This window comes from Rhizobacter sp. LjRoot28 (assembly GCF_964253025.1).
Lineage (GTDB): Bacteria > Pseudomonadota > Gammaproteobacteria > Burkholderiales > Burkholderiaceae_C > Rhizobacter.
The window spans coordinates 2,370,738-2,385,230 of the sequence record NZ_CAXUQC020000001.1 but is presented as its reverse complement, the minus strand read 5'-3'; the positions used below and the strand labels follow the sequence as shown (position 1 = coordinate 2,385,230).

The 14,493-nt window shown below is 66.9% G+C and carries 13 protein-coding genes; 6 read left to right on the top strand and 7 right to left on the bottom strand.

Translation table 11 applies throughout. From position 1 onward, the window contains the following. Positions 1-73 precede the first annotated feature (73 nt). Complete coding sequence (locus ACSQ2F_RS11005; RefSeq protein ID WP_436022669.1) at positions 74-514, top strand: acyl-CoA thioesterase; 441 nt, start codon at positions 74-76, stop codon at positions 512-514. Beyond that, positions 511-1,518 carry a 2-hydroxyacid dehydrogenase gene (locus ACSQ2F_RS11000; protein WP_436022667.1) on the top strand — a complete coding sequence of 336 codons (1,008 nt, stop codon included), beginning with the start codon at positions 511-513 and terminating at the stop codon, positions 1,516-1,518. Before ACSQ2F_RS11005 ends, ACSQ2F_RS11000 begins: the two co-directional genes overlap by 4 nt. A 23-nt stretch (positions 1,519-1,541) precedes the next feature. On the opposite strand, the gene ACSQ2F_RS10995 is transcribed toward ACSQ2F_RS11000, so the two are convergent. Then, positions 1,542-2,444: a ZIP family metal transporter gene (locus ACSQ2F_RS10995; RefSeq protein ID WP_436022665.1), complete on the bottom strand. Its 903-nt coding sequence runs from the start codon at positions 2,442-2,444 to the stop codon at positions 1,542-1,544. Between the two features lie 146 nt (positions 2,445-2,590). Between ACSQ2F_RS10995 and ACSQ2F_RS10990 the strand changes: the two genes are divergently transcribed. The 3 genes from ACSQ2F_RS10990 (at position 2,591) to dusA (ending at position 4,975) form a co-directional block, all read left to right on the top strand. After that, positions 2,591-2,833 (top strand): hypothetical protein, encoded by a 243-nt coding sequence (locus ACSQ2F_RS10990; RefSeq protein ID WP_436022663.1) that lies wholly within the window; start codon positions 2,591-2,593, stop codon positions 2,831-2,833. 115 nt (positions 2,834-2,948) lie between these two features. Beyond that, positions 2,949-3,857 (top strand): SMP-30/gluconolactonase/LRE family protein, encoded by a 909-nt coding sequence (locus tag ACSQ2F_RS10985; RefSeq protein ID WP_436022661.1) that lies wholly within the window; start codon positions 2,949-2,951, stop codon positions 3,855-3,857. Between the two features lie 119 nt (positions 3,858-3,976). Further along, positions 3,977-4,975: a tRNA dihydrouridine(20/20a) synthase DusA gene (gene dusA, locus ACSQ2F_RS10980; protein ID WP_436022659.1), complete on the top strand. Its 999-nt coding sequence runs from the start codon at positions 3,977-3,979 to the stop codon at positions 4,973-4,975. Here the strand turns inward: dusA and ACSQ2F_RS10975 are convergent. The 5 genes from ACSQ2F_RS10975 to ACSQ2F_RS10955 form a co-directional block, all read right to left on the bottom strand. Then, positions 4,972-6,492, bottom strand: a complete 1,521-nt coding sequence (locus ACSQ2F_RS10975) for an aldehyde dehydrogenase (RefSeq protein WP_436022657.1) — start codon at positions 6,490-6,492, stop codon at positions 4,972-4,974. The two genes, dusA and ACSQ2F_RS10975, sit on opposite strands and share 4 nt — an antisense overlap. Before the next feature lie 13 nt (positions 6,493-6,505). Further along, positions 6,506-7,879, bottom strand: a complete 1,374-nt coding sequence (locus tag ACSQ2F_RS10970; protein ID WP_436022655.1) for an aspartate aminotransferase family protein — start codon at positions 7,877-7,879, stop codon at positions 6,506-6,508. A 13-nt stretch (positions 7,880-7,892) separates the two neighbouring features. Next, positions 7,893-9,263 carry a glutamine synthetase family protein gene (locus ACSQ2F_RS10965; RefSeq protein ID WP_436022653.1) on the bottom strand — a complete coding sequence of 457 codons (1,371 nt, stop codon included), beginning with the start codon at positions 9,261-9,263 and terminating at the stop codon, positions 7,893-7,895. 67 nt (positions 9,264-9,330) lie between these two features. Beyond that, positions 9,331-10,131, bottom strand: coding sequence for a gamma-glutamyl-gamma-aminobutyrate hydrolase family protein (locus ACSQ2F_RS10960; RefSeq protein WP_436022651.1), 801 nt, complete (start codon positions 10,129-10,131; stop codon positions 9,331-9,333). 96 nt (positions 10,132-10,227) lie between these two features. After that, the gene (locus ACSQ2F_RS10955; RefSeq protein WP_436022649.1) at positions 10,228-11,550 is read right to left on the bottom strand and encodes an aspartate aminotransferase family protein; all 1,323 of its coding nucleotides are present in this window, start codon (positions 11,548-11,550) and stop codon (positions 10,228-10,230) included. A 336-nt stretch (positions 11,551-11,886) separates the two neighbouring features. Between ACSQ2F_RS10955 and aceA the strand changes: the two genes are divergently transcribed. Then, positions 11,887-13,179 carry an isocitrate lyase gene (gene aceA, locus ACSQ2F_RS10950; protein ID WP_436022647.1) on the top strand — a complete coding sequence of 431 codons (1,293 nt, stop codon included), beginning with the start codon at positions 11,887-11,889 and terminating at the stop codon, positions 13,177-13,179. A gap of 97 nt (positions 13,180-13,276) precedes the next feature. Here aceA and ACSQ2F_RS10945 read toward each other — a convergent pair whose 3' ends face one another. Next, positions 13,277-14,425: an iron-containing alcohol dehydrogenase gene (locus ACSQ2F_RS10945; RefSeq protein ID WP_436022645.1), complete on the bottom strand. Its 1,149-nt coding sequence runs from the start codon at positions 14,423-14,425 to the stop codon at positions 13,277-13,279. Positions 14,426-14,493: the final 68 nt, after the last annotated feature.

The following is a 14,493-nucleotide window of genomic DNA, read 5'->3' as shown; positions in this document are numbered from 1 at the left end:
CAACCCCTAATTGCTGCGGCGCAGCACATTAGAGGCTGCGGTCTAATGGGCGCCTCGCAAACCGTCCCGCCCCATGTCTGAACGCCCCGCTCCCCAGCCTCGATCCGACTATCGCCAGTTCAGCACGCTGGACACCCGCTGGATGGACAACGACGCCTACGGTCACCTGAACAACGTCGTCTACTACAGCCTCTTCGACACGGCGGTGAACCGCTACCTCATCGAGGCCGGTGCGCTCGACATCCACCGGGGGGAGGTCATCGGCCTGGTGGTCGAGACGCACTGCAACTATTTCGCGCCGATCGAGTTTCCGCAGCGGGTGGACGCCGGCCTGCGGGTAGCCCATCGCGGCAGCTCGAGCGTGCGCTACGAGATCGGCCTGTTCGCCGCCGGGGAGCCGCTCACGGCGGCCCGCGGGCACTTCATTCACGTGTACGTCGACCGCGCGACGCGCCGGCCGACATCCCTTCCCGCCGCGCTCGTGCGCGCTCTCGAAGCCCTGGAAACGCCATGACCATTCGCCCCTCCGTCCTCGTGACCCGCGCCGTCTTCGACGATGTCCTCGAACGCCTCAGAGCCCATTTCGACGTCGAAACGAATGACCGCGACGAGGTGTATCCGCGTGCGGAACTCATCGCCCGGCTCGCCGGGAAGGACGGCGCCCTCACAACCGGCAGCGAGCGCATCGACGAGGAGGTGCTGGCCGCCAGCCCGCGCTTGCGTGTCGTGAGCAACATCGCCGTCGGCTACAACAACTTCGACATGGCCGCCTTCGACAAGCGGGGCGTGCTCGGCACCAATACGCCCGACGTGCTGACCGAAACCACGGCTGATTTCGGGTTCGCGCTGATGATGTCGGCAGCGCGCCGCATGGCCGAGTCGGAACACTTCCTGCGTCGCGGCGAATGGACCAAGTGGTCGCTGACCATGTTCGCCGGCACCGATGTCCACGGCGCCACGCTCGGCATCCTCGGCATGGGACGCATCGGGCAAGCCATCGCGAGGCGAGGGGCGCTCGGCTTCGGCATGCCCGTGATCTATCACAACCGCTCGCGGCTCGACCCGTCGATCGAAAAGGCGCTGAACGCCCGCTATGTCAGCAAGACCGAGCTGCTGCAGCAGGCCGACCACCTGGTGCTGGTGGTGCCGTACTCCCCGGCTTCGCACCATGCGATCGGTGCTCCCGAGCTCGGCCTGATGAAGCCGTCCGCCACCCTGACCAACATCGCGCGGGGCGGCGTGGTCGACGATGCGGCGCTCGCCCGGGCGTTGGCCGCCGGCCAGCTGGCGGCCGCGGGGCTGGACGTCTTCGAAGGCGAGCCGTCGGTCAATCCGGCCCTGCTGGGCCTTCCCAATGTGGTCCTGACACCGCACATCGCGAGCGCGACGCTGGCCACCCGGCGTGCCATGGCGCACCTGGCTTGCGACAACCTGATCGCCGGACTCGGCTGCGGACCCCATGCCGGACAGCCGCCGACGCCGATCAACCCGAGGGTGTTGTCACCCCGGCCGGACTGATACCGGGATCGTCCCGGCGCCGTTCAAACCAGCGCCGTGTCCATCACCATCATCAGACAGAAGCCGAGTGCGAGGCCCAGTGTGGCATCGGTCTCGTGGCCGTTGCGGTGCGATTCGGGAATCACCTCGTGGCTGACGGCGAAGAGCATCGCTCCGCCAGCGAGAGCCAATCCCCAGGGCAGGAGCGAACCGAAGGTGCCCACCGCCAATGCGGCGACTAGGGCGGCGGCGGGTTCCACGAGGCCTGACGCCATGCCCACGACGGCCGCCTTGCCGCGCCCGACCCCGGCACCGACCAGCGCCAAGGCGACCACGAGGCCCTCCGGTATGTCCTGGATGGCGATTCCCATGGCAAGGCCGCTCGCGCCAGGAGCGTGCGCCCCGGCCGCCACGCCAACGGCCATGCCTTCAGGAATGTTGTGAAGGACGATCGCGATCACGAAGAGGAACAGGCGGCCGGGCGACCGTCCTCGGGTGCTCTGCCCCGCGGCGTCGAAGTGGGCGTGCGGCCAGGCGCGGTCGAGCCAGAGCATGGCCAGCACGCCGCCGATCACGGCCGTACTGACCAACGCACCGGCTCCCCACTTCGTGTGGCCCAGGTCGCCGGCTGCCGAAAGCGCCGGGATGATGAGCGAGAAGGCCGTGGCCGCCAGCATCACCCCGGCCCCGAAGCCGAGCAGGGCGTCCGAGACGCGCTCCGGGATTCGTCGGGTGACGAGCACGGGCAGTGCTCCAAGCGCAGTGGCCAACGCGCCCAGCATGCCGCCCTCGAAGGCGCGGATCGCCTCCGGAGACAGGGCTTGGGTGAACCCGTCGAGCGCCTGCAGACCAAGGAGCGCGGCACCGAAGAGCACGACGATCGATCCCAGCACGCGACGGGGCGCGCGGGTGTCGAGGCGACGGACAGAGGCGATCAGTGTGGTCATCGTTGCTCCTTGGAACGGGTGCTTGGTCCATTCTCGATGCGAATCGTTCTCGTTTGTGGCGATTCTCGCTATGGGTGTCATAGCCGCGCCGCGCACGTCGGCTTTCTTGCTGGCAGACTGGCTTCATCGCAACCCTGGAGCCGCTGATGCACCGACTGCCTGCCCGCTACCTCGTGATGATCGACGCCGACGGCGCCCGCACGGCTCTGCTCTTCACCGAGCACCGCAAACCTGCAGGTGAGTTCGACGCGTCCTCGGAGGAGGTCTCCGTGATGATCAAGGGCCTGCGTCCGGAGCGCACGGCGGCCTCGGCGGAGTGGGATCAGGCGCTGGCCGGCAGCAGTCGCTCCGACCGGCTCGCCGCGGAGGTGTTCACGCTGGACGTCTGACAGGGGTCGCGGCGACGGGCAGTCCGGATGGGTCACAATGAGACCGTTTCCAACGCGGGCGATCCCTGTGCCGGGCGCGGCCGCGACGTCTTCAATCCGTCCCCCGGGAGATCCTTTGAGCTCGAACCTGCCGTCCCCCACCATCCTTGGCGAACCGCGCTGCTTGTGGGCCGCTGGCGCCACGCTGGGCGAAGGAACCCTGTGGTCCCCCAGCGAGCAAGCCCTCTACTGGGTCGACATCCTTGGTTGCACGCTCTACCGCTACGCACCGGCCAGCGGGGCCCGGGCACAGTGGCAGTTCGACGAGGAGATCTCGTCCCTTGCCGAGCGTCGCCATGCGCCCGGCTTGACCGTGACCTTGCGCAGCGGCTTTGCCCACTTCGACCCGGCCAGCGGCGCGCTCACGCGCCTGCATGACCCCGAAGCCGACCAGCCCGGCAACCGGTTCAATGACGGCAAGTGCGATGCGCTCGGCCGCTACTGGGCCGGCACCATGGATTTCGGCGCGACGCGACCCACCGGGGCGCTGTATCGCTTCGCGCCGGACGGCGGATGCGAGCGCATGGACACCGGCTACGCCGTATCGAACGGCCCGACCTGGTCGGCCGATGGCCGCACGCTGTTCTTCAACGATACCGTTCATCAGCGCGTCAACGCCTTCGACTTCGACCTGGCTTCGGGCACCCTTTCGAACAAGCGCCTGTGGCTGAAGCTTGCTTCCGGTGACGGGTACCCGGACGGCATGACCACCGACGCAGCCGGTCGGCTGTGGATCTGCCATTGGGGCGGCGCTTGCGTGACGTGCCACGATCCGCAGACGGGCGAGGAACTGGCCCGGGTGAAACTGCCGACGGCCCACATCACCAACGTGGCCTTCGGTGGCGAGGACATGCGCACCCTGTTCATCACCAGCGCACGCTACGAACTGAGTGCCGAGCAGCTCGCAGCCCAACCCTTGGCGGGCTCCCTGTTCGCTGTGCAGACCGACAGTCCGGGCGTCGCGGCGCATCAATTCGCCGGCTGAGCGGCCGGTCTCCGTGCGCTCGCTCGGGAAGGATGCACGCTATGGCCGGCCGTTCGGTGCACCGAACGGCCAAGGGCCGGGGAGACCTGCGAAAATGGCGGGTTCGACGACGGAAACCCATGCACGACTCTTCCTCCCGCGCGCCCGCCAGCCCTTCGATGCATCGCCTCAGTGTCGCCCCGATGCTCGACTGGACCGATCGGCATTGCCGCTATTTCCACCGGCAGCTGACGCGCCACGCACTCCTCTACACCGAGATGGTGACGACGGGCGCGCTCATTCACGGCAACCAGGCGCGCCACCTCGACTTCGATGCGGAAGAGCATCCGGTGGCCTTGCAGCTCGGCGGCAGCGAGCCAGCGGATCTGGCGCACTGCGCACGGCTGGCCGAGCGATGGGGCTATGACGAAGTCAACCTGAACTGCGGTTGTCCCAGCGAACGCGTGCAGCGCGGTGCCTTCGGCGCCTGCCTGATGGCCGAGCCGACCCTGGTGGCCGATGGCGTCAAGGCGATGCGTGACGCGGTGTCGATCCCGGTGACGGTGAAGCACCGGATCGGCATCGACCGCACGGAGGACTACGCCTTCGTGCGCGACTTCGTCGGCACCGTCGCGGAGGCCGGCTGCAACACCTTCATCGTGCACGCCCGCAACGCCTGGCTCAAGGGGCTCAGCCCCAAGGAGAACCGCGAGGTCCCGCCGCTGCGCTACGAGTTCGCCTACCGCCTCAAACACGATTTCCCCCTACTCACGATCGTCATCAACGGCGGGGTGACCACGAACGAACAGATCGCGGCGCACCTGGAGCAGGTGGACGGCGTGATGGTGGGCCGCGAGGCGTATCACAACCCATGGTTGATGCAGGCGTGGGATGCCCGCTTCTTTGGCGATGCCGAGAGCGAACTCACCCGCGAGGTGGTCGAGGACGCCATGCTCGAGTACATGGAGCGGGTGGCCGCCACCGGAGAGCCGTGGCAACACGTGTCCCGCCACATGCTCGGTCTCTGGAACGGCCTGCCCGGGGCGCGCCGCAGGCGCCAACTGTGGTCCGATCCGGTGCACCGCGCGGCAGGGCCGCGGGGCATCGCGGCCATGTCGCGCGGGCCCTTGACGGTCTAGCCGGTCGGGTTTCCCGCGGCATCCCCTTCAATCCGGAACCACGTCGTCTTGAGGTCGGTGTACTTGTCGAACGCGTGAAGTGACTTGTCACGGCCGTTGCCGCTCTGCTTCACGCCGCCGAAGGGCACCGTGATGTCGTCCTCGTCGTACTGGTTCACATGAACGGTGCCGGCACGCAGGGCGCGAGCCACACGGTGCGCGCGGTCGATGTGGCTCGTCCACACACTGGCCTGCAACCCGTAGGGGCTGTCGTTGGCGATCGCGATGGCGTCACGCTCGGTGTTGAACCGAATGACGCCGAGCACGGGCCCGAAGATCTCTTCCCGCGCGATGCGCATGTGGTTCTCGACCCCGTCGAACACGGTCGGCTCCACGAAGCAGCCACCACTGTCCACCCTTGCGGCATGGCCGCCCGCCAGCAGTCGTGCGCCCTCGTCCTCGCCAGCCTGCACATAGCTCAGCACCGTCTCCAGTTGTGAACGGTCGACGATGGCGCCCATCTCCGTCGCCGTGTCCAACGGATCGCCCGGTTGGAAAGAAGGCGCCTGGCGCACGACCTCGGCAGTGAATTCGGCAGCGACGCTTTCGTGGACGAGCACGCGCGTCGGGGCATTGCAGGACTCGCCCTGATTAAAGAACACGGAGGCGGCCACGGTACGGGCCGCCCGTGGCAGGTCGTCGGAGTCGGGGAAGACGACGAAGGCGGACTTGCCGCCCAGTTCGTTGAAGACGCGCTTGAGGTTGCTGCGTCCGGCGTATTCGAGCATCCTGCGGCCCACGCGAGTGGAGCCCGTGAAGCCGAGTGCGTCCACGTCCATGTGCAGCGCGAGCGCCTCACCCGCTTCAGTGCCGTGACCCGGGACCACGTTGAACACGCCCTCCGGCAGGCCGGCTTCCATCGCGAGTTCGGCCAGGCGCAGCGCGCTCAGCGGAGACTTCTCGCTCGGCTTGAGGACGACGCTGTTCCCCGCCGCCAAGGCCGGCCCCAGCTTCCAGGCCGACATGATCATCGGGTAGTTCCACGGAACGATGGCGGCCACGACGCCCACGGGCTCGCGCGTGATCAAGGCCACCGCGTCCGGACCGGTCGGCGCAATTTCCCCATAGACCTTGTCCACCGCTTCCGCATACCAGGCGATGCACCGGGCGGTGGCCGGTACGTCGACGCCGAGGCTGTGGCGAATGGGTTTGCCCATGTCGAGGGTTTCCGTGAGCGCCAGTTCGTCACCCGCGCCCAGGATGCCTTCTGCAAAGCGCTGCAGCACGCGCTTGCGGGCCGCGGGCGACTGGCGCGCCCATCGGCCGTCCTCGAAGGCGGCCCGCGCGGCCTGCACGGCAAGGTCGACGTCCGCGGCCTGACAGCGGGCCACTTGCGTGAGCACCCGCCCATTGAGCGGTGACGTGCAATCGAAGGTGCCGCCGTCGCGTGCTGCGACCCGGCGCCCACCGATGAAGGCGCGACCGTCGTGGCCCTGGAGCGCTGCGCGTGCGTGCCAGTCGATGGCGATGTCGTTCATGGCAAGGTCCTCCTCAAAGCCAGCCGCGGCCCTGCAGATCGCCGAGCGTGAGATCGAGACACCGGCGGATCAGCGCGCCCATCTCGTCGAGTTGATCGATGGTCATCACCAAGGGGGGCGCGACGATCATCCGGTCGCCCACGGCGCGCATGACCAGACCGTTGGCGAAGCAATGCGCCCGGCACACCATGCCCACCTCGTGCCGCGAGGGAAAGCGTTCATCGGTGGCCTTGTCGCGAACCAGGTGGAGAGCGCCCATCATTCCGCAGGTCTGCACCTCGCCCACCAGCGGATGGTCGGCCAGTTCGCCGAAGTGCCAGGCGAGGTGAGGGCCGAGCTCGTCGCGCACGCGTTCGACGATGCCCTCGCGCTGCAGCAGGCGGATGTTGGCGATGCCGACGGCGCAGCCCACCGGGTGGCCCGAGTAGGTGTAGCCGTGCTGGAACTCGCCGCCCTGGTCGATCATGACGCGCGCGATGCGCTCGCCGACCATGACGCCGCCGAGCGGGATGTAGCCCGAGGTCACGCCCTTGGCAAACGTCATCAGGTCCGGGCGGAAACCGAAGGTTTCGCAACCGAACCAGTTGCCCGTTCTCCCGAAGCCGCAGATCACCTCGTCGGAGACGAGCAGGATGCCGTGCCGGTCGCAGATGCGCTGCACCTCGGGCCAGTAGGTGGCGGGGGGAACGATGACCCCGCCGGCGCCCTGCACTGGCTCCCCGATGAAGGCGGCCACCTTGTCCGGACCGAGCGCCTGGATCTTGTCCTCGAGCCAACGCGCGGCCATCAGGCCGAACTCGTCGCGCGTGTAGCCCTGGCCATGGTCGAACCAGAACGGTTGCTCGATGTGGGCGATGCCCGGAATGGGCAGGCCGCCCTGCTCGTGCATGCCCCACATGCCGCCCAGTGACGCGCCCGCCATGGTGGAGCCGTGATACGCATTGTGTCGACTGATGATGATCTGCCGTTCGGGCTGCCCCATGAGGTCCCAGTAGCGGCGGACCAGGCGCACCACCGTGTCGTTGCCTTCGGATCCCGAGCCCGAGAAGAACACGTGGTTGAACTGCGGTGGCGTGACTTCCGCGAGCAGTTCGGCCAGTTCGATGGCCGGTTGGGTGGTCGTCTGGAAGAAGGAGTTGTAGAACGGCAGCGTTTCCAGCTGGTGCGTCGCAGCCTGCACGAGTTCCTTGCGGCCGTAGCCCACGTTGACACACCACAGTCCGGACATGCCGTCGAGGATGCGATGGCCTTCGCTGTCCCACAGGTAGATGTTGTCGCCGCGCACGATGATGCGGGAGCCGCGCTCGGCCAGCGACTTGAAGTCGGTGAAGGGGTGCAGGTGGTGAGCAGCGTCCGCTGCCTGCCATTGCCGGGTGGTTCTCGTCATGGGGTTGCTCCGGTCAGACATGCAGCAGCAGGTGTTCCCGCTCCCAGGGCGAGATGACCTGCATGAACTCGTTGTGCTCGATCTCCTTGACCTCCGAGTACACCGTGATGAAGTCCCGGCCGAGCACCTCGTGCAGGTCGGTCTCGTCCGCGAGCCACCCCAGCGCTTCACTCAGCGAGCGGGGCAGCTGGTATTCGGAGAGATAGGCGTCGCCGCGGCATTCAGCCGAGGGCTCGATCCGGTTCTTGATGCCGAGATAACCGCAGGCGAGCGTGGCGGCCAGGGCGACGTACGGGTTGGCATCGGCACCGATGACGCGGTTCTCGATGCGGCGCGCCGCCGGCGTGGCCACTGGGGAGCGGATGCCGACGGTCCGGTTGTCCGTGCCCCACTGGATGTTGATGGGGGCGGCGGTGGAGCGCGCCAGCCGCCGGTAGGAGTTCACATAGGGCGCAAAGAGCGCCATGGCCGCAGGCGTGTATTTCTGGAGGCCACCGATGTACCAGTAGAACTCCTGAGAAGGTGATCCGTCGGCGTTGCTGAAGAGGTTGCGCCCCGTCCTGGTGTCGATCACGCTCTGATGCACATGCATGGCACTGCCCGGCTCGTGGGCCATGGGCTTGGCCATGAACGTGGCGTACATCTCGTGCCGAAGCGCCGCCTCGCGGATGGTCCGCTTGAAGAAGAAGACCTCGTCCGCGAGGCCGAGCGGGTGGTCGTGGAAGAAGTTGATCTCCATCTGGCCCGCGCCCACCTCGTGGATCAGCGTGTCGACGTTGAGCTCCATCTTCTGGCAGTAGTCGTAGATGTCCTCGAACAGTGGGTCGAACTCGTTGACCGCGTCGATCGAATAGGCCTGCCGCGAGGTCTCGGCCCGGCCGCTCCGGCCGCGTGGGGGACGCAGCGGCTGGTTCGGATCGGTGCTGCGCTCGATGAGGTAGAACTCCAGTTCGGGTGCGACCACCGGCGACCACCCCTCGGCGTCGAAGAGCTCGCACACGTGACGCAGCACGGAGCGCGGCGCATAGGGAATGAGCGTGCCGTGTCGGTCGAAGCAATCGTGAATCACCTGCGCCGTCGGGTCGGTGGCCCACGGCACGATGCGAACCGTGCTCGGGTCGGGGCGCAGGTGCATGTCCCGGTCGGTGGCGTGGATCACGTCGTAGTACGGGCCGGCGGAAGGAAATTCCCCGGTGACGCCGATCGCCACGATGGCCTCGGGAAGCCGCATGCCGCGGTCCTCGGTGAATTTCTCGCGTGGAAGAATCTTGCCCCGGGCGACGCCCGTGAGGTCGGGCACGAGGCACTCGATCTCGGTCACGTGGCGATCATTGAGCCACTGCTCGAGGTCGCTGAAGGAGAAGCTGTTGTCGTGGGCCACCATGGTTCACCTGTTGTCGTTCGTGGACCGGGGAGCCGTCCCCGGTTGCATTCGGCCGAGACAGGTGACGCTAGCGGTCGGGGACGGGCTGGTGGCGACGGTCGTGATAGGCGCGACAGGCGTCGCCGAAGGCCTCGAAAAGCTTGCGGGAGATGGGGTTCTGCGCGGCCTGCCATTCGGGGTGCCATTGCACGCACAGGTTGAAGGTGTCGCCAGGCAGCGAAAACGCCTCGATCAGTCCGTCAGGTGCGCGCGCCTCGACGCGAAGCCCGGGTGCAAGGCGGTTGACGCCCTGCCCGTGGACCGAATTCACGCGGAACCCACCCACCTGGACGATGGATTCGAGGCGGCCGCCGGGGATCACTTCGACCTCGTGGGCGAAGTCGTACTGGATCTCTGCAGGCCCGTCCACCTGGCCGCGGTGGTCGTGCTGGCCGGGGACCTCCTGTACGGCCTGGTAGAGGCTCCCGCCCAATGCGACGTTGGCCTCCTGGAAGCCGCGGCAGATGGCGAACAAGGGAATGCCCCGGGCGAGGGCACGGGGAATCAGCGGAAGGGTCCAGCCGTCCCGGACCGGGTCGAGCGGCAGGCTCTCGTCGTGCACCGTTTCACCGAAGTGGCTGGGGTGAACGTTCGAGGGCGAACCGGTCAGCAGGACGCCGTCGGCCATGTCGAGCAGGGAATCGATTTCCTCCACGCCCACGGAGGGCACGACCAGCGCAATCGCGCCGGCGAGCCGGGCGGCATCGACATACTTCTGCCCGGCAACGAAGAAGGGGTGGTAGCCCAGCATCCGGCTGCACGCCGGGATCAGCACGAGGGGCTTGCGTCGGCCCGTGAGGGCCAGGGAGTGGGGAAGGGGGGCTTTCATTGGGCTTGCTGTGACGCCGTTATTGGCGGTGCCACGTTGGGCTTGCTGTTCACCGAGTCATGCAACCAGTGTGCCGACCTCATTGCATAAGTCAAATCACGCTGTCGATCTGATTGCCTGGCTCAGGGTCTTGAAGATCCTCTCGATGTGCTCCGGCTCGATGATCAGCGGCGGCGACAGCGCCACGGTGTCGCCCGTGGTGCGCACCAGTACGCCGTCCTCCCAGCACTTCAGGAAGACCTGGAAGGCGCGCTGACCCGGTTGCCCGGGAATCGGTCGCAACTCGATGCCGGCCACGAGGCCGAGCGTGCGCACGTCCACCACATTGGGCAGTTCGCGCATCGCGTGCGCCGCGGCGCCGAAGGGTTCCGACAGCGCCGAGCCACGCGTGAGCAGGCCCTCCTCGGCGTAGGTGTCCAGCGTGGCGATCGCCGCGGCGCACGCCAGCGGGTGCCCGGAGTAGGTATAGCCGTGGAAGAACTCGATCATGTGCTCCGGGCCGCTCATGAAGGTGTCGTACACCTCCTGGCGAGCCAGCACCGCGCCCATCGGCACGCAGCCGTTGGTGAGTCCCTTGGCAAGGGTCATCAGGTCGGGCGTGACGCCGAAGCGGGTCGCCGCGAAGGGGGCGCCCAGGCGACCGAATCCGGTGATGACTTCGTCGAAGATGAGGAGGATGCCGTGCCGGTCGCAGATGGCGCGCAAGCGCTCGAGGTACCCCTTCGGCGGCAGCAGCACGCCGGTCGAGCCGGCGACGGGTTCCACGATGACGGCCGCGATGGTCGAGGCGTCGTGCAGGGCGACCAGCCGCTCGAGGTCGTCCGCCAGTTCTGCCCCGTGTTCGGGCTGTCCCATGGAGAAGAGGTTGCGCGGATCGTGCGTGTGGCGCAGGTGGTCGACGCCGGCGAGCAGCGTGCCGAACATTTTGCGGTTGGCGACGATGCCGCCCACGGAGATGCCGCCGAAGTTGACGCCGTGGTAGCCGCGCTCACGGCCGATGAGGCGGGTTCGCTGGCCCTCGCCGCGGGCCCGGTGGTAGGCGATGGCGATCTTGAGCGCCGTCTCCACCGATTCAGAGCCGGAGTTGGTATAGAACACCTTGTCCAGGCCGGGGGGTGCAATGCCCACCAGGCGCTCGGCCAGTTCGAACGCCTTGGGGTGGGCCATGTTGAACGGGGGCGCAAAGTCGAGTTCGGCCGCCTGCTCCTGGATGGCCTTCACGATGCGTGGCCGCGCGTGGCCCGCGTTCACGCACCAGAGTCCGGCAATGCCGTCGAGCACCTCGCGCCCTTCGGGCGTCCAGAAGCGCATGCCTTCGGCGCGGTCGATCAGCCGCGGCGCCTGCTTGAACTGCCGGTTGGCGGTGAAGGGCATCCAGTACGCATCGAGGGCCGCCTGGGTGAGGGGGTTCGTCGTCATCGGGTTCTCTCCTGGAGTCAGGGAGTACCAGTCTAGGCGCAGGAAACCAAGCAGGCTTGCCTGCGCTCAATGCCCGTCAGCGGGGCCCTGACCGGATTCCACATGCAGAAACAACCATTTCACTTCATGAAATCAGCGGCTGTTGCGGTGCGTCATTTTTTGCCTGATGGTGAGTTCGCATTTCGCATACAGAAAACATTCTTCTAAGTCATTGTTTTTGCTCATAGTTGCTTATGGTCTTATATAAGACATAAGTCTTCCGTCTTCCCTGCATCTTCTCTATGCTTGAGGCACTGGATTGCTCTTCATCTGTCTTTGCCACCTCTGGAGGTCTTCATGACGAATCTGACTCGCGAACAACAAATCGCTGCCCTCGAAAAAGACTGGGCCGAAAATCCCCGCTGGAAGGGCATCAAGCGCGGCTACACCGCCGCCGACGTGGTTCGCCTGCGCGGTTCTCTCCAAGTCGAGCACACGCTGGCCAAGCGCGGCGCTGAAAAGCTCTGGAACCTGATCAACACCGAGCCCTTCGTCAACTCGCTCGGCGCCCTGACCGGCAACCAGGCCATGCAGCAAGTCAAGGCCGGCCTGAAGGCCATCTACCTGTCCGGCTGGCAAGTTGCAGGCGACGCCAACAGCAATGGCGAGATGTACCCGGACCAGTCCCTGTACTCGGTGGACTCGGTGCCCAAGGTCGTCAAGCGCATCAATGCCACCTTCGCCCGTGCTGACCAGATCCAGTGGTCCGAAGGCAAGAACGACATCGACTACTTCGCCCCCATCGTCGCCGACGCGGAAGCCGGCTTCGGCGGCGTGCTGAACGCCTTCGAACTGATGAAGTCGATGATCGACGCCGGCGCCGCTGGCGTCCACTTCGAAGACCAACTTGCCTCGGCCAAGAAGTGCGGCCACATGGGCGGCAAGGTGCTGGTGCCGACGCGTGAAGCCGTTGCCAAGCTCGTCGCTGCCCGTCTGGCAGCCGACGTGTCCGGCGTGCCGACCGTGCTGCTGGCCCGTACCGACGCAGAAGCCGGTGACCTCGTCACCACCGACGTGGACGACAACGACAAGCCGTTCCTGACGGGCGAGCGCACTGTCGAAGGCTTCTTCCGCACCCGCAACGGCCTCGAGCAAGCCATCAGCCGCGGCCTGGCCTACGCACCGTATGCCGACCTGATCTGGTGCGAAACCGGCAAGCCGGACCTGGCATTCGCCAAGGCGTTCGCCGACGCGATCCACGCCAAGTTCCCGGGCAAGCTGCTGTCGTACAACTGCTCGCCGTCGTTCAACTGGAAGAAGAACCTCGACGACGCCACGATCGCCAAGTTCCAGCGCGAGCTGGGCGCCATGGGTTACAAGTACCAGTTCATCACGCTGGCCGGCTTCCACAGCCTGAACTACTCGATGTTCGATCTGGCCTACGGCTACGCTCGCAACAACATGAGCGCGTTCGTCGAGCTGCAGGAAAAGGAATTCGCCGCTGCCGAGAAGGGCTTCACCGCCGTCAAGCACCAGCGCGAAGTGGGCACGGGTTACTTCGATGCCGTGACGACGACGATCGAGCGCGACGCGTCCACCGCTGCACTGAAGGGTTCGACCGAAGACGAACAGTTCTTCGACAACCACTGATCCTCACGAGGGACCGCGCGGTCGACAGGCCGCGCGTGCGAGGAGACAGGGCCCGGGGCAACAGCCGCCGGGCCTTTTTCATGGGCGCGCCGCCGAGTCACATCGACGCGGCCAGCATCTCGCGGTAGTCGTCACGGCTGGCCAGGCGTGGATTGGTCTTGTGGCAGTGGTCGGCCATCGCGCCATCGATCACGCGTTCGAACACGCCGGGCGTCACCCCCATCTCCGCCAGGCCGGTCGGCAAGCCGAGCCGGGCGTTCAATGACTGGATGGCTTCAGCGACGGCGTGCCCCGCCGCGTCGCAGGAGTCGAGTCCGATCGCGCGCGCGATGCGCTGGAGTCGGCGCTCCTTCACCATCGACTCGGCTGGCGCGTTGAAGCGAATGACGGCCGGCAGGAAGACGGCGTTGAGCGTGCCGTGGTGCAGCCGAGGGTCGACGCCGCCCAGGCTGTGGCTGAGCGAATGCACGCACCCGAGACCTTTCTGAAAAGCGAGGGCGCCTTGCAGGCTGGCGCTCATCATGTTCCACCGGGCCTCGCGGTCCTGGCCGTCACGGGTGGCGCGTTCGATGTGGGCCCAGCCCCGTTCCAGGCCGTCGAGGGCGATGCCATCGGCCGGCGGATTGGCCGCGGCCGACATGAAGGTCTCCAGGCAGTGGGCCAGCGCATCCATGCCCGTCGCCGCCGTGAGCGAGGGCGGCAGGCCGAGCGTCAGTTCCGGGTCGCAGATGGCGGCGCGCGGCATCAGCAGCCAGTTGTGGAATCCGAGCTTGCGACCATCGTCGACGATGACGATGGCACCTCGGGCCACTTCGCTGCCGGTGCCGGCCGTGGTCGGCACGGCGATGACCGGTGCCACCGCATCGGTGATCCGCGGGCTACCACCTTCGATGGTCGCGTATGTCTTGAGCGGCCCGGGATGCGTGGCCGCGATGGCCACGCCCTTGGCCAGGTCCATGCTGGAGCCACCCCCGACGGCCACCAGTCCGTCGCAGCCGTGCGCGCGGTAGACCTCCACCGCCGCGCGGACGGCGGCTTCCGTCGGGTTGGACGGTGTGTCGTCGAACACGGCGTGGGGCAGGGCGCCGAGCGCGCGCAGGGCCGGTTCGAGCACGCCGGCCGCCCGCACACCGCGGTCCGTCACGACCAGCGGTCGGCGGATGCCGGCCCGCTCGCACTCCTCGGGCAGCAGGCGGATCGCACCGAAATCGAGCTGGATCTGGGTCAGGTAAAGAATGGTGGCCATGGCTTGCATCAGCAGGGAATGGAACAGCAAGTATGCTCTGCCTCACGTCAGCTGCAGCCCCAGCAGAA

Excerpts from the sequence above, each read along its gene's own strand:
- ACSQ2F_RS11005 (WP_436022669.1), top strand. The coding sequence starts at position 74 with ATGTCTGAACGCCCCGCTCCCCAGCCTCGATCCGACTATCGCCAGTTC.
- ACSQ2F_RS11000 (WP_436022667.1), top strand. The coding sequence starts at position 511 with ATGACCATTCGCCCCTCCGTCCTCGTGACCCGCGCCGTCTTCGACGAT.
- ACSQ2F_RS10995 (WP_436022665.1), bottom strand. The coding sequence starts at position 2,444 with ATGACCACACTGATCGCCTCTGTCCGTCGCCTCGACACCCGCGCGCCC.
- ACSQ2F_RS10990 (WP_436022663.1), top strand. The coding sequence starts at position 2,591 with ATGCACCGACTGCCTGCCCGCTACCTCGTGATGATCGACGCCGACGGC.
- dusA (WP_436022659.1), top strand. The coding sequence starts at position 3,977 with ATGCACGACTCTTCCTCCCGCGCGCCCGCCAGCCCTTCGATGCATCGC.
- ACSQ2F_RS10975 (WP_436022657.1), bottom strand. The coding sequence starts at position 6,492 with ATGAACGACATCGCCATCGACTGGCACGCACGCGCAGCGCTCCAGGGC.
- ACSQ2F_RS10970 (WP_436022655.1), bottom strand. The coding sequence starts at position 7,879 with ATGACGAGAACCACCCGGCAATGGCAGGCAGCGGACGCTGCTCACCAC.
- ACSQ2F_RS10965 (WP_436022653.1), bottom strand. The coding sequence starts at position 9,263 with ATGGTGGCCCACGACAACAGCTTCTCCTTCAGCGACCTCGAGCAGTGG.
- ACSQ2F_RS10960 (WP_436022651.1), bottom strand. The coding sequence starts at position 10,131 with ATGAAAGCCCCCCTTCCCCACTCCCTGGCCCTCACGGGCCGACGCAAG.
- ACSQ2F_RS10955 (WP_436022649.1), bottom strand. The coding sequence starts at position 11,550 with ATGACGACGAACCCCCTCACCCAGGCGGCCCTCGATGCGTACTGGATG.
- aceA (WP_436022647.1), top strand. The coding sequence starts at position 11,887 with ATGACGAATCTGACTCGCGAACAACAAATCGCTGCCCTCGAAAAAGAC.
- ACSQ2F_RS10945 (WP_436022645.1), bottom strand. The coding sequence starts at position 14,425 with ATGGCCACCATTCTTTACCTGACCCAGATCCAGCTCGATTTCGGTGCG.